Source organism: Pseudomonas acericola (SeqCode) (assembly GCF_053456465.1).
Window position 1 is genome coordinate 460,043 of the sequence record NZ_JBRFJB010000004.1, and the last position, 13,806, is coordinate 473,848.

Annotated in this window: 11 protein-coding genes; 6 read left to right on the plus strand and 5 right to left on the minus strand. The window is 61.4% G+C overall.

Features of this window, described 5'->3' with window-relative positions; all coding sequences use genetic code 11:
- The first annotated feature begins 27 nt into the window (after positions 1-27).
- From ACU688_RS18370 to ACU688_RS18380, 3 genes are all read left to right on the plus strand, one after another.
- Positions 28-561, plus strand: a complete 534-nt coding sequence (locus tag ACU688_RS18370) for an RNA polymerase sigma factor (RefSeq protein WP_305431719.1) — start codon at positions 28-30, stop codon at positions 559-561.
- A complete protein-coding gene (locus ACU688_RS18375; RefSeq protein WP_448185856.1) occupies positions 558-1,505 on the plus strand; it encodes a FecR family protein in 948 nt (315 codons plus the stop codon). Before ACU688_RS18370 ends, ACU688_RS18375 begins: the two co-directional genes overlap by 4 nt.
- 133 nt (positions 1,506-1,638) lie before the next feature.
- Complete coding sequence (locus ACU688_RS18380; RefSeq protein WP_448185857.1) at positions 1,639-4,104, plus strand: TonB-dependent siderophore receptor; 2,466 nt, start codon at positions 1,639-1,641, stop codon at positions 4,102-4,104.
- Positions 4,105-4,310: 206 nt separating this feature from the next.
- On the opposite strand, the gene ilvD is transcribed toward ACU688_RS18380, so the two are convergent.
- On the minus strand, positions 4,311-6,152 hold the full coding sequence (ilvD, locus tag ACU688_RS18385; protein WP_448185858.1) for a dihydroxy-acid dehydratase: 1,842 nt from the start codon (positions 6,150-6,152) through the stop codon (positions 4,311-4,313).
- Positions 6,153-6,429: 277 nt separating this feature from the next.
- On the opposite strand from ilvD, the gene ACU688_RS18390 reads away from it, so the two are divergent.
- Positions 6,430-8,163: a DUF4153 domain-containing protein gene (locus ACU688_RS18390; RefSeq protein WP_448185859.1), complete on the plus strand. Its 1,734-nt coding sequence runs from the start codon at positions 6,430-6,432 to the stop codon at positions 8,161-8,163.
- Here ACU688_RS18390 and ACU688_RS18395 read toward each other — a convergent pair.
- Positions 8,138-9,313 carry an MFS transporter gene (locus ACU688_RS18395; protein ID WP_448185860.1) on the minus strand — a complete coding sequence of 392 codons (1,176 nt, stop codon included), beginning with the start codon at positions 9,311-9,313 and terminating at the stop codon, positions 8,138-8,140. The genes ACU688_RS18390 and ACU688_RS18395 overlap by 26 nt on opposite strands.
- Positions 9,314-9,526: 213 nt before the next feature.
- Positions 9,527-10,723: a class I SAM-dependent rRNA methyltransferase gene (locus ACU688_RS18400; protein ID WP_003213799.1), complete on the minus strand. Its 1,197-nt coding sequence runs from the start codon at positions 10,721-10,723 to the stop codon at positions 9,527-9,529.
- A 279-nt stretch (positions 10,724-11,002) separates the two neighbouring features.
- Here ACU688_RS18400 and ACU688_RS18405 point away from each other — a divergent pair, with 279 nt between their 5' ends.
- Together ACU688_RS18405 and mutM are read left to right on the plus strand one after the other, a co-directional pair.
- The gene (locus ACU688_RS18405) at positions 11,003-11,815 is read left to right on the plus strand and encodes an HDOD domain-containing protein (RefSeq protein ID WP_257784091.1); all 813 of its coding nucleotides are present in this window, start codon (positions 11,003-11,005) and stop codon (positions 11,813-11,815) included.
- Between the two features lie 22 nt (positions 11,816-11,837).
- The gene (gene mutM / locus ACU688_RS18410; RefSeq protein WP_448185861.1) at positions 11,838-12,650 is read left to right on the plus strand and encodes a bifunctional DNA-formamidopyrimidine glycosylase/DNA-(apurinic or apyrimidinic site) lyase; all 813 of its coding nucleotides are present in this window, start codon (positions 11,838-11,840) and stop codon (positions 12,648-12,650) included.
- 120 nt (positions 12,651-12,770) lie between these two features.
- On the opposite strand, the gene ACU688_RS18415 is transcribed toward mutM, so the two are convergent.
- Complete coding sequence (locus ACU688_RS18415) at positions 12,771-13,022, minus strand: YfhL family 4Fe-4S dicluster ferredoxin (protein WP_003234652.1); 252 nt, start codon at positions 13,020-13,022, stop codon at positions 12,771-12,773.
- A 216-nt stretch (positions 13,023-13,238) separates the two neighbouring features.
- Positions 13,239-13,718 (minus strand): pantetheine-phosphate adenylyltransferase, encoded by a 480-nt coding sequence (coaD, locus tag ACU688_RS18420; RefSeq protein WP_003176711.1) that lies wholly within the window; start codon positions 13,716-13,718, stop codon positions 13,239-13,241.
- Positions 13,719-13,806 lie beyond the last annotated feature (88 nt).

Consider the following 13,806-nt stretch of genomic DNA (forward strand, 5'->3'; position numbering starts at 1 on the left):
ACCTCTCGTTCTTCTCAAGGTAGTGCCGTGCTCTCCTGGAATTCGCAGATCGCGCGCCTGTTCGCGGAGCAGAAGAAAGCCCTCGAAGCCTTCGTCACCCGCCGCACCGGCAGCGCCCAAGTGGCCGCCGACCTGACCCAGGAATCGTTCCTGCGCCTGGCACGCCTGGACTCCGGCGAGAAGATCGACAACCTCCCAGCCTTTCTCTTCACCATCGCCAGCAACCTGGTGCGCGATCACCAGCGCCAGGCCATCCGCCGTGAGCGCCTGGACGCCGGCGAGCCCAGCGAAGAGCTGCCCTGCACCAACCCAGGCGCCGACGAGCAATTGGCCGCCTACCAACAGGAACAGCTGATGCAGGACGCGATCCTGGCGTTGCCCGAAGCGACTCGGCAGATCTTCCTGCTCTATCATGTCGACGAACTTTCCTACCGCGAGATTGGCGAACGTCTGTCGATCACCCCGCGCAGTGTGGAATACCAATTGCGTCGCGCCTTGATTGAATGCCGCGCCTACATCAAGACGCGGCTTGCCTGCGATGCACAAGGACGTCGGCCATGACCGCCACACCCACTGCCGACGCGCTGTTTGAACAAGCGTCCGGCTGGTATTTCCGCTTGCAGGCCGAGGACGTGACGCCGGCTGAAATGGACGCCTTCGCCGCCTGGCTCGGCCAAGGCCAAGCCCAGGATGACGCCTGGCAGGAAGTGCAAGCGCTGCTCGGCGGCCTGCGTGAGCCGGCCCGGGTGATCCGCCGCGCCGAACAGGCCGCCTGGCGCAAACCGCTGCGGCGTTGGGCGTGTGCCGCCGCCGTGCTACTGGCGGTCGGTTTGACCGTGCAAAACACCCCCTGGCTCGACCGCCTGCGCGCGGACTACGCCACCGGCACCGGCGAGTCGCGCACCGTCGAATTGGCCGATGGCTCCCAACTGCAACTCAACACCGACAGCGCGATTCAAGTGCGCATGAGCGCGGGTGAGCGTCAGATTCGTCTGCTGAGGGGCGAAGGCTTTTTCAGCGTGACCAAGGACCCGGCGCGGCCGTTCGTGGTGCAGTCCGGTGAGGGTTGGATCAAGGTGGTCGGCACCCAGTTCAGCGTGGCGCGGCGCGATGCGCAGACGCGGGTGCAAGTGGCCCAGGGCAAGGTGCAAGTCAGCGCGGGCGGTGGTGAACCGGTCTATCTGGAGCCGGGGCGGGCAGTGGAGTATCAAGGCCAGCACCTTGCCGAGGTCCATGGCTTCGACCCGGCCAGCGGCTTTGCCTGGCGCCAGCGGCAGTTGGTATTCCGCCAGCAGCCGTTGTCGGAAGTGGTCAGTGAGCTGAACCGCTACTGGCCCGGCAAGACCCTGGTGCTCGGCGATGCGCTGCGCAATCGCGTGGTCTCCGGTGTGTTTGAAATCGACAAACCGGATGCGGTGATCAAGGCGCTGGAATACACCCTCAACCTGCGCGCCGAGCATTACACCCCGTATTTGCTGGTGTTGCGCGAAGGCAACGCGTCCTGACGGCAACTTTTTCAAAATATTTTCAGGGTTTCTCCGTGAGCCATCGTCCTTGATCACTGAGGCGCAAATAGTAAGCACTCTCAAGTAGTGCGGCGCCGATCACCGACTTTTTTTGCACCGGGGAGCACCATCCATGGCACACCGATACGCCGCACGGCCCTTGCTGGCACTGGCCATTTCCATGGCCAGCGGCACTGCACCGCTGTACTTGCAGGCCGCCGAGACCACGCAGGCGCAGACTTACCGCTTTGATATTCCAGGGCAAAGCCTGGACGGCGCGTTGGCGGCGTTTTCGGCGGTTACGCGGATTCAGGTGCTGGTGTCCGGCGAGTTGACGCAAGGTGTGGTGTCGCCGGGGGTGAAAGGCAACCTGGGCCAGCGCGAAGCATTGGGGCTGTTACTGGGCGGCACGGGGTTGAACGCGGCGTTTATCAATGCCGACACTGTAACCCTGGAAAAGCACGTGGACACGGGCGGCGCCCTTGAAGTCGGCGCCACCACCATCAGCGCGGACCACCTGGGGACGACCACCGAAGGTAGCGGTTCCTACACCACCGGCGCCGTGACCATCGGCAAGGGTACGCAAAAGCTCAAGGACATCCCGCAGTCCGTCAGCGTGCTGACCCGCAAGGCCATGGATGACCAGAACATCAGCACCCTGACCCAGGCGATTGAAGCGGTGCCGGGCATGGCCTCGGTCAAGTCGCCGGGGCCGGGGATGTTCATGTTTGCGCGGGGTTTCGAGATCGAATCGCTGCAATACGACGGCGTGCCGGTGCCGCGCAACGTGTATGCGCTGGGCAGCTACATCACCGAAAACATGGTGATCTACGACCGTATGGAAGTCATGCGCGGCGCCGCAGGCCTGCTGCAAGGCGCGAACAGCCCGGGCGGCGCGGTCAACCTGGTGCGCAAGCGCCCGCAGGCCGCGCCCACCGTGACCTTGAGCGCCAAGGCCGGCAGCTGGGACCGTTATGCATCCCAGGCGGACGTCGGCGGCCCGTTGAACGAAGCCGGCACGGTTCGTGGGCGGGCGGTGGTCAACTACGAGAAAGGCCACTCCTTCACCGACTACGTGTGGAACTGGGAACAGACCGTCTACGGTGCGCTGGACTTTGACCTGGACGACGACACCACCCTGGGCGTCGGTTTCAGCAACAAGAAGAGCCACGGACGCCCGTACCTGATCGCCTTGCCGCGCCACACCGATGGCAGCCCGCTGGATGTGTCGCGTTCGACGTATACCGGGGCGACCTGGAACCGCTCGTTTAATGATCAGACGGCGGTGTATCTGGATCTTGAGCATCGCTTTAATGATCAGTGGAAGTTCAAGGCTTCGGCGCTGGCGATGAATGAATCCAATGAGGCGACGTATCAGTTCATCGTTGGTGCAGTGCCGGTGGGGAGTACCAAGAGCGGTAACTACGCTGATTTTTCCACTGACTTTTCCGGCAAAAGCCGTGGGCTGGACGCCTATGTCAGCGGTGATTTCGAGGCGCTGTCGTTCAAGCAAAGCCTGATAGTGGGCGGCAACTATTCCAAGTACAACACCGATGATGGTTATGCCCGCGCCTTCACGCCGGGTGCTGATATTGGTGCTATCGACCATCATCGCCCGCAGCCGTCCTACAACGGTATCGCCGACCGCGCGAGCCTGGCCTTGAGCACATACGACATCTATCAAAAGGGCCTTTACGGCACTTGGCGGATCAACCTGACCGAGCCCCTGACCTTGATCCTCGGCGCCCGCACCAGTTGGTATGACTTCAAGTTCGACCAGGACAACTACCAAGCGCGCAAGCTTGTGGCGGGGGGCGAGAAGAACTCGGTCAAGAGCAGCGGCAAGGTCACGCCGTTTGCCGGGTTGGTCTATGCACTGGATGAGCAGTGGTCGGTCTATGGCAGCTACGCCGAGGTGTTCATCCCACAGACCCAGTTGACCTTGCAGCAAACGGGCTTGCCGCCTATCGAAGGCCAAAACTATGAAGTCGGGATCAAGGGCGAGTTGATGGACGGGCGCCTCAACACGTCCTTGGCGATGTTCCGCTACATCCATGAGAACCGCGCGGTGGATGACCTGAGTACGCAGATTGACGACGAGGAGGCGGTAACCTGCGGCGGTTGGTATTGCTCAAATGCCTCGGGCAAGGTGCGTAGCCAAGGGATTGAGGCCGAGATCAGCGGTGAGTTGGCCCGCGGCCTACAAGTCAGCAGCAGTTATACCTACAACACCACCGTGTTTCTGGAAGACACGCAGCTCAAGGGCAAGGTCTTCAGCACCTCGGTGCCCAAGCACCTGCTGCGCATCTGGGCGGATTACACATTGCCGGGTGACTTTGATCGGGTGAGCGTCGGTGCGGGTGTCAACGCACAGACCGCTACCACCAGTTTTGACCGCAACTTTGGCCAGGCGGGTTTTGCCATCTTCAATTCGCGGGTGGCGTATGCGGCCAGTGATGAAGTGACTCTGGCGGTGAACGTGAACAACATTTTGGACAAGCGTTACTACATCCCGTCCTACAGCCAGTTGGTGGGCAACAACTACTTTGGTGACCCGCGCAACATGATGTTCAGCGTGACCTACAAGCCACAGTTCTAAGCCTCCCCACAAAACCACCTGTGGTAACCGGTTTGTGTGGGAGCTGGCTTGCCTGCGATGGCGGAGTGTCAGGCGATACATGTGTTGGCTGGTCCACCGCTATCGCAGGCAAGCCAGCTCCCACAGTTTGATCGCCTGTGTTCTGGAGGGTTTGGCCAGGCAAAAAAATGCCCCGCACTTGGCGGGGCATTTTTTATGGGCGGGGCTTACAGGCCGTCAAGCATCGCCTTGTTGCGCACAGCGCCCTTGTCGGCGCTGGTGGCCAGCAGGGCGTAGGCCTTCAGCGCGGTGGTGACTTTGCGCGGACGCTTCTCCACCGGCTTCCAGCCTTTCTTGTCCTGCTCGACCCGGCGTGCCGCCAGTTCTTCATCGCTGACCAACAGGTTGATCGAGCGGTTCGGAATGTCGATCAGCACCTTGTCGCCATCCTGCACCAGGCCAATCGCACCACCGGCAGCGGCTTCTGGCGAAGCGTGGCCGATGGACAGACCCGAGGTGCCGCCGGAGAAACGGCCGTCGGTCAGCAAAGCGCAGGCTTTGCCCAGGCCTTTAGACTTCAGGTACGACGTCGGGTACAGCATCTCCTGCATACCCGGGCCGCCTTTCGGGCCTTCGTAGCGGATGATCACGATGTCGCCTTCTTTCACTTCGTCGGCGAGGATGCCGCGAACCGAGCTGTCCTGGCTTTCGTAGATCTTGGCGCGACCTTCGAAGACGTGGATGGATTCATCCACACCGGCGGTTTTCACCACGCAGCCGTCGAGGGCGATGTTGCCGTACAGCACGGCCAGGCCGCCTTCTTGCGAGTAGGCGTGCTCGACGCTGCGGATGCAGCCGTTTTCACGGTCGTCGTCGAGGGTGTCCCAACGGGTCGACTGGCTGAACGCGGTTTGCGTCGGGATGCCTGCTGGGCCGGCCTTGAAGAAGTGATGCACGGCTTCATCGTCAGTCTGGGTGATGTCCCATTTGGCGATGCCTTCAGCAAGGGTCTTGCTGTGCACGGTCGGCAGGTCGGTGTGCAGCAGGCCGCCACGGGCGAGCGAGCCGAGGATCGAGAAGATCCCGCCGGCGCGGTGCACGTCTTCCATGTGGTACTTCTGGATGTTCGGCGCGACTTTGCACAGTTGCGGCACGTGGCGGGACAGGCGGTCGATGTCGCGCAGGTCGAAATCGATCTCGGCTTCCTGGGCCGCAGCCAGCAAGTGCAGGATGGTGTTGGTGGAACCGCCCATGGCGATGTCCAGGGTCATGGCGTTTTCGAACGCCTTGAAGTTGGCGATGTTGCGCGGCAACACCGACTCATCGTTCTCGGTGTAGTAACGCTTGCACAGCTCGACGATGGTGCGGCCGGCCTGCAGGAACAGCTGCTCGCGGTCGCTGTGGGTGGCGAGGGTGGAACCGTTGCCCGGCAAGGCCAGGCCCAGGGCTTCCACCAGGCAGTTCATCGAGTTGGCGGTGAACATGCCGGAGCACGAACCGCAGGTTGGGCACGCGCTGCGCTCGTATTCCGCGACCTTCTCGTCAGAAGCGCTGGAATCGGCGGCGATGACCATAGCGTCCACCAGGTCGAGGCCGTGGGAGGCCAGTTTGGTCTTGCCGGCTTCCATCGGGCCGCCGGACACGAAGATCACCGGGATGTTCAGGCGCAGGGAGGCCATCAGCATGCCGGGGGTGATCTTGTCGCAGTTGGAGATGCAGACGATGGCGTCGGCGCAGTGGGCGTTGACCATGTATTCCACGGAGTCGGCGATGATCTCGCGGCTCGGCAGGGAATACAGCATGCCGTCATGGCCCATGGCGATGCCGTCGTCCACGGCGATGGTGTTGAATTCCTTGGCTACACCGCCAGCGCGTTCGATCTCGCGGGCAACCAGTTGGCCGAGGTCCTTGAGGTGGACGTGGCCCGGTACGAATTGGGTGAACGAGTTGGCAATCGCGATGATCGGCTTCTTGAAGTCGTCATCCTTCATCCCCGTGGCACGCCACAGTGCGCGGGCGCCGGCCATGTTGCGGCCGTGGGTGGATGTTTTCGAGCGGTAATCTGGCATGGAGCACTCCGGGCGGCTAATCGGTATCAAAGGGGAGTGAGCTTCTATTGACGTCAGGAACACCCGAAAAATGGCCGTGTGTCCGGAAGTTGCCGCAAACGTTACGGGATCGCCGTGCGCATTGGCCTTGAGCTCATAAACCCGCCGGGGGATGACTGGCGATGAATAGGGCCGATTCTACACCGCTGGCGGCTGGAGGGAACGGGGCAATACAGGGCCTACGGCTTTGTTTAGACTGGCGGCCTTTTTTGTCCCTCCCCACTCCAAAGGAACTGGAATGCCCGGTATCAATCGTTTTCTTGGGTTCTATCTGCTGATCGGCCTGGTCCAGGGAATCGCCTTCTATTACTCCGACCAGCTTTATCGCGTAAACGAAGCGCTGTTTTTTGTCACCTACACCCTGGTCCTGGTAGGCGGCACCACCTTGCAGTTGCTCGGGGAAAAAGTCCGACACTGGCGTTCGTTGCTGCCGACGCTGGTGTTCACCCTGCTGATGGGCGGCATGACGCTGTGGGTGTGTTATGGCGTCGAGCATATCGGCGACAAGCGTTGGGCGATCAACTCGTGGTTTATCAGCGTGGTGGTGCTGAGCTACGTCTGCGCCAGCTTCCTGTTTGCCTGGCCTAGCGCCAAAGGCCAGCGCTGGCGTTATGAAGACCTGTTCCAGCAAGCCTGGAACAGCGTGTTTATCGTGCTCTACGCGCTGATCCTGGTGGGGCTGTTCATGGCGTTGCTCAAGCTGTGGAGCCGCCTGTTCCTGATGCTGGGCATCGGGTTTTTCGAGCAGCATTTCTGGAGTGAGTTGTTCCTGTGTTTCGCCCTGCCGCTGGTGTTCGCGCTGGGCATGTACTTGGCGGCGCGCAGCGAAAAGGTCATCGGCCAGATGCGCAGCATGCTGCTCAGCGCCTGTGCTTTGTTGCTGCCGTTGATCGCGTTGATCAGTGTGCTGTTTACCTTGGCCCTGCCGTTCACCGGGCTCGGGCGGATCTGGGCCACGGGCTACTCCACGCCGATTTTGCTGGTGTTGGCCGGTGCGCAGTTGTTCCTGCTCAATGGCGTGTTCCAGGATGGCCGGCAGCCTCGGCCCTATCCTCAGTGGCTGACGCGGTTTATCGAGTTGAGCCTGTTATGTCTGCCGGTGCTCGCGGCGCTGGCGTTTTATTCGAGCTGGTTGCGGGTCGAGCAATATGCCTTGTCGCCGCAGCGCTTCATTGCGTTGGCGGCGGCGTTGCTCTGTGGTTTGTACGGCCTGGCGACGGTGTGGGCGGTGGTGCTGCGTAAGCCTGTGTGGTTGGGCAACTTGCGTGTGACCAACCCGGCACTGGCGTTGCTGTTTTGCGCGCTGGTGGTGTTGATCAACACGCCGCTGCTCAACCCGGTACAGATCAGTGTGAATGATCAGGTGCAACGCTTGCTCGACGGGCGCACCAAGGCCGAGGCCTTTGATGCGCACTACCTGCGTTTCGGCCTGGAGAAGGCCGGTGAAGAGGCTTACGCCCAGTTGCAGGAGGATCTGGATAAAGAGCGCATTCTCGACGCGGACTCGCGCCGCGTCCTGCGCGAGCGGATGGACGACACGGCGCTGAGTTTCAGCGAGCAATACGCCAAGGAACGCGCCCAGCGGCCCAAGGCCGAACTGGAATGGATCGGCCCCAAGCCCAAGGGCAGCGAACAGTTCGCCGAACTGAGCCTGGACACCGACTCACCGTGTGAGACCAAGTGTGTGTTGTGGGCCGTGGATCTCGACCTGGATGGCCAGCCCGAAGTGCTGGCGATTCCGAATACCGGCTACCGCCACGACTTCAAGCCACCGCGCATTTTTGCCCTGGATGAGAAGGGCAAGTGGGACGATCGCGGCCCGCTGGTCTGGACGCAACTGCCGGACGGTTATGTGGATACTGAGACGCTGATCCACGATATCCGCATCGGCCGGATCGAGCTGGTCAAGCCGCGTTACCGGCAGTTGCAGACCAGTGACATGCTGCTCACGCCGGTAATGCGCGAGCCGTAGTCTGCCGGTTGGTCACCAGCCCCCAGAGGCTGAGCACGATGAAACTGAGGGCGATGGTCAGCAGCAGATGCTCGCCGGCCTGGGCCAGCGCCGCGCTGCTGACGGCGGCGGTGAGGAACATGATGCTGTTGCCCGCCGATGCCGCCGTGCCCGCGCTGCTGGAGAACAACAGCATCGCCGCAGAGATCGCCGCGGGCCGCACCAGGGTCACGGCCAGCGCGCTGATCAGCATCGGGATCAGCAAGGTCACCGTGGTGATGGCGTGCAGGCTGACAATCAATGTCAGCAGCCCCCTGGCGACGCTCAGCAAGCCCAGGCCGATGTTGATCTGCCGCGACAGCGTGATGCGCTTCTGCAAATACGACGCCGCGACCCCGCCGAGCAGGTAGGCCACGCCGTACACCATCAGCACCAGCGCGTATTGGTATTCGGAGAGCTTCAGCGTGTCCATGAAGATCAGCGGTGTCACGCTGATCAGCGCGAAGTAGCAGGCGAACACCAGCGCGGCGATCCACCAGTAGCGTAGGAAATCACGATTTTTGCCGACGGCTTTCAGCGTGCCGATGATGGAAACGGCGGCGCGGTGCGGGCTGGCGGCCTTCGACGGCAGGATGCAGGCCGCGTGGATCAACATGCCCAGCGCCATCAGCGCGAACCCATAGAAGCTGCCTTGCCAGTCGAAGGTGGTTTGCAGCCAGGAGCCGATCAGCGGCGACAGCGCGACAAACGAGCCGCTCAAGGTCATGTAATACAGGCGTATGCGGGCGCGGTCGTGTTCGTCGAACAGGTCTTCCACCAGCGCGTGGCCCAGGACGAAAAATCCACAGCCCATGGCCTGCACGCTGCGAAACAGGAGGAAGCTCAGGTAGTCCGGCGCCCATGCACAACCGATGGCGCCGAGGATCGACAGGCTGATGCAGCCGATCAGCACTTCCTTGCGCCCCCATTTATCCGACAGTGGGCCGGCGACCAGTTGGGAAATCGCAAAGACCAGCGTGAACAGGCTGATGGACAGCGCGACGTCGGCGGTGGGCGTATCGAAATGGGCGGACAGGGCGGGGAAGGAGGGCAGCAGGATATTGATCGGGAAGAAGCTGATCAGGGAGATGCAGGTGATGAGGATGAAGCGCGAGAGGGTGGGCCCAGACATTGTTTTTGTTTTCCGGAGTAGAACCAGAAACCGATACTAGTCTGCGGAAAGTGGAATTCAATCAAATTCCAGACACACCACAAAAAAGTGTGGGAGCTGGCTTGTCGGGTCGCCGCATCGCTGCGATAGCGGTGTATCTGTTACACCGCTATCGCAGGCAAGCCAGCTCCCACATTGATCCTGCCAGCATTTGGAACTGTGCTTTAGCTTTACTTAGCTATTAGGCAGCAAACGGCACGTAATGCTTTTGATGTAACGGGTCTCGGCAATCGCCGGGTGCACCGGATGATCCGGGCCCTGGCCGCCGCGTTCCAGCATCTGGATATTGCGGTCCAGGTGGCGGGCGCTGGTCAGCAGGATGTTTTGCAGGTCGTCTTCGGGCAAGTGCATGGAGCACGAAGCGCTGACGAGGATGCCGTCCTTGCTGAGCAGGCGCATAGCTTGCTCGTTCAGGCGGCGGTAGGCGCCTTCGCCGTTCTTCATGTCTTTTTTGCGTTTGATGAAGGCCGGTGGGTCGGCGACGATCACGTCGAAGCGTTCTTCGCTGGCTTTCAGTTCTTTCAACGCTTCAAACACGTCACCTTCGATGCAGGTCATCTTCTCGGCAACGCCGTTCAGTGCTGCGTTGCGCTCGACGCCGTCGAGGGCGAAGGCGGAGGCGTCGACGCAGAACACTTCACTGGCGCCGAAGGCTGCTGCTTGCACGCCCCAGCCGCCGATGTAGCTGTACAGGTCGAGCACGCGTTTGCCTTTGGCATACGGGGCCAGGCGGGCGCGGTTCATGCGGTGGTCGTAGAACCAGCCGGTTTTCTGGCCCTGGATCACCGGGGCTTCGAATTTCACGCCGTTTTCTTCCAGCGCCACCCACTCCGGCACCAGGCCGAACACGGTTTCGACGTAGCGGTTGAGGCCTTCGGCGTCGCGCGCGGCGGAGTCGTTCTTGAACAGGATGCCGCTTGGCTTGAGCACTTGGGTCAGTGCGGCGATCACGTCTTCTTTATGGGCTTCCATGGTCGCCGAAGCGATCTGCACCACGAGGATGTCGCCGAAACGGTCGACCACCAGGCCTGGCAACAGGTCGGAGTCGCCGTAGACCAGGCGGTAGAACGGCTTGTCGAACAGGCGGTCACGCAGGGACAGGGCGACGTTGATGCGGTGCACCAGCAGCGACTTGTCCAGCGGCAACTTGATGTCGCGCGACAGCAGGCGCGCACAGATCAGGTTGTTCGGGCTCATGGCCACGATGCCCAGGGTCTTGCCGCCGGCCGCTTCCAGGATAGCCTGGTCGCCTGCCTGGAAGCCGTGGAGTGGGGTGGCGGCCACGTCGATTTCGTTGCTGTAGACCCACAGGTGGCCGTTGCGCAAACGACGATCGGCGTTGGCTTTGAGACGCAGGCTTGGCAGGGACATGACGTCGCTCCGGAAAAAAGAGCGGGAGTATACCTGTTGCACGCTGTTTCATGTGGGAGCTGGCTTGCCTGCGATGCGGACGGTGCGGTGTATCTGACGTACGGTGGTGAGGCTATCGCAGGCAAGCCAGCTCCCACATTGGATCGGGTTTCAGTTCAGGTTATTGAGGTGTCGGTCAGGTTTGCTTAGAGGTTAGAATCCCCGCCTAGTCCAGAGTAAGTACTTATGTCCCAAGAGCTATCCGCCGAACAGATCCAACAGGCCCTGCAAGGCATCAGTGTGCCGCCCCAGCCGCAAATCATGGTGGATTTGCAGATGGAGCAGTACATGCCCGACCCGGACCTGGAAGTGATCGCCCGGCTGATCGCCCAGGACCCGGGCCTGTCCGGCGCGTTGCTGAAGATCGTCAACTCGTCGTATTTCGGCCTGAGCAACAAGATCGCCTCGATCCAGCGCGCGGTGAACCTGCTGGGCAGCCGTTCGATCATCAACCTGATCAACGCGCTGTCGATCAAGGGCGAGATGAGCGATGACACCATCGTCACCCTCAACCGCTTTTGGGACACCGCTCAGGACGTGGCCATGACCTGCCTGACCCTGGCCAAGCGCACCGGCGCCCAGGCGGTGGACGAAGCCTACGCCCTCGGCCTGTTCCACGATTGCGGCGTGCCGCTGATGCTCAAGCGTTTCCCCAATTACATGGCGGTGCTCGAAGAGGCCTACGCCAACGCCGGCCCGGACTGCCGCGTGGTGGATACCGAGAACAACGCGTTCAACACCAACCATGCCGTGGTCGGCTACTACACCGCCAAATCCTGGCGCCTGCCGCAGCACGTGACCGATGCCATCGCCAATCACCACAATGCCCTGGCGATTTTCAGCGATGAATCGTCGCGCAACCCGCAGCTGAAAAACCTGCTGGCGATCCTGAAAATGGCGGAGCACATCTGCTCGTCCTACCGCGTGCTGGGCAACCAGGCGGTGGACCATGAGTGGAATGCCATCAGCCACCTGGTGCTGGACTACGTGGGCCTGTCGGACTACGACTTCGAAAGCATGAAGTTGTCGATCCGCGAACTGGGCGCACACTGACCCTTCCGTTTACGAGGTACCTATGCCCGAGTTGCCCGAAGTCGAAACCACCCGGCGTGGGATTGCACCGCACCTGGAAGGCCAGCGCGTCAGCCGCGTGATCGTGCGCGAGCGGCGCCTGCGCTGGCCGATTCCGGAAGATTTGGATGTGCGCCTGTCCGGGCAGCGCATCGTGTTGGTGGAGCGACGGGCCAAGTACCTGTTGATCAACGCCGAAGTGGGTACGCTGATCAGCCATTTGGGCATGTCGGGCAACTTGCGGCTGGTGGAAGTCGGGCTGCCGGCGCTCAAGCATGAACATGTGGATATCGAACTCGAATCCGGTCTGGCCCTGCGCTACACCGACCCACGGCGTTTTGGCGCGATGCTTTGGAGCCAGGACCCGCACAACCACGAACTGCTGATCCGCCTGGGGCCGGAGCCGTTGACCGACCTGTTTGATGGCGAGCGCTTGTTCAAACTGTCCCGTGGGCGTTCGATGGCGGTGAAGCCGTTCATCATGGACAACGCGGTGGTGGTGGGTGTGGGCAATATCTATGCGACGGAAGCGCTGTTTGCGGCGGGGATTGATCCGCGTCGTGAGGCGGGCGGTATTTCCCGTGGGCGTTATTTGAAGCTGGCGATCGAGATCAAGCGCATCCTGGCCGCCGCGATCGAGCGGGGCGGGACGACATTGCGCGACTTTATCGGTGGGGATGGGCAGCCGGGGTACTTCCAGCAGGAGCTGTTCGTTTATGGCCGGGGGAACGAGGCGTGTAAGGTCTGCGGGACTGAGTTGCGCAATGTGATGCTGGGGCAGCGGGCGAGTGTGTTTTGCCCAAGGTGCCAGAGCTGATTGCTGTGTGAGGGCTGATATTGCTATCGCAGGCAAGCCAGCTCCCACACTTGATCGGGTTCACACGGTCAAAATGTGGGAGCTGGCTTGTCGGGTCGCCGCATCGCTGCGATGAGGCCCTCAAGCCTTGCCGGTAATCAACCGATACTTATCCATCAACTGCTCTTCCGTCTCTGGATGCGCTTCATCCAAGGGAATGCAATCCACCGGGCAGACCTGCTGGCACTGAGGTTCGTCATAGTGGCCGACACACTGCGTGCACAGGTTCGGGTCGATCACGTAGATCTCTTCACCTTGGGAAATGGCGGCGTTCGGGCACTCGGGTTCGCAGACGTCGCAATTGATGCAATCGTCGGTGATGATCAGGGACATGGAAACTCCTGCCAGGGCTGTCAGCCAGGGCATCTGAAAACTAATGCGCGCAATTGTGCCGCATTGGCGCCCGCAGTGCGAGCCTGTGGCAAACCCTAGCGACGAGCGCTGCCTCTGTGGCGAGGGAGCTTGCTCCCGCTGGGCTGCGCAGCGGCCCCAAAATCTTGGGAGCGCTGCGCACTCCAGCGGGAGCAAGCTCCCTCGCCACAGTGGGTCTTACTTCTTGAAGCGCAACGTCAGCGCATCGGCCACGGCTGGGTGGACGAACTTGGTGATATCTCCGCCCAAAGCGGCGATTTCACGGACCAACGTCGAGGAAATGAACGAATAACGTTCCGATGGCGTGAGGAACAGGCTTTCCACGTCCGGCGCCAGTTGGCGGTTCATGTTGGCCAGCTGGAATTCGTATTCGAAGTCCGACACCGCGCGCAGGCCGCGCAGGAACACATTGGCGTTCTGCTCTTTGGCGAAGTGCGCAAGCAGCGTGGAAAAGCCCACCACTTCCACGTTGGGCAGGTGCTTGGTGACCTCACGCGCCAGTTCCACGCGCTGCTCCAGGGGAAACAGCGGGTTTTTCTTGGGGCTGGCTGCGACCGCGATGATCACATGGTCGAACAAGCGCGAGGCGCGTTCGACCAGATCGCCATGGCCTTTGGTAATCGGGTCGAAGGTACCTGGGTACAACACTCGGTTCATCGCGTCGTCCTGGCGGAGTCCGTTGGGGAACCGGATGGTATCGCAGCCATCCCGGTCGGCCAAGTCAACTTATGTAGAAGAAACCACG

Coding starts and splice junctions, on each gene's coding strand:
- ACU688_RS18400 (WP_003213799.1), bottom strand. CDS start 10,723: ATGTCCCTGCCAAGCCTGCGTCTCAAAGCCAACGCCGATCGTCGTTTG.
- mutM (WP_448185861.1), top strand. CDS start 11,838: ATGCCCGAGTTGCCCGAAGTCGAAACCACCCGGCGTGGGATTGCACCG.
- ACU688_RS18415 (WP_003234652.1), bottom strand. CDS start 13,022: ATGTCCCTGATCATCACCGACGATTGCATCAATTGCGACGTCTGCGAA.
- ACU688_RS18375 (WP_448185856.1), top strand. CDS start 558: ATGACCGCCACACCCACTGCCGACGCGCTGTTTGAACAAGCGTCCGGC.
- ACU688_RS18395 (WP_448185860.1), bottom strand. CDS start 9,313: ATGTCTGGGCCCACCCTCTCGCGCTTCATCCTCATCACCTGCATCTCC.
- ilvD (WP_448185858.1), bottom strand. CDS start 6,152: ATGCCAGATTACCGCTCGAAAACATCCACCCACGGCCGCAACATGGCC.
- coaD (WP_003176711.1), bottom strand. CDS start 13,718: ATGAACCGAGTGTTGTACCCAGGTACCTTCGACCCGATTACCAAAGGC.
- ACU688_RS18380 (WP_448185857.1), top strand. CDS start 1,639: ATGGCACACCGATACGCCGCACGGCCCTTGCTGGCACTGGCCATTTCC.
- ACU688_RS18390 (WP_448185859.1), top strand. CDS start 6,430: ATGCCCGGTATCAATCGTTTTCTTGGGTTCTATCTGCTGATCGGCCTG.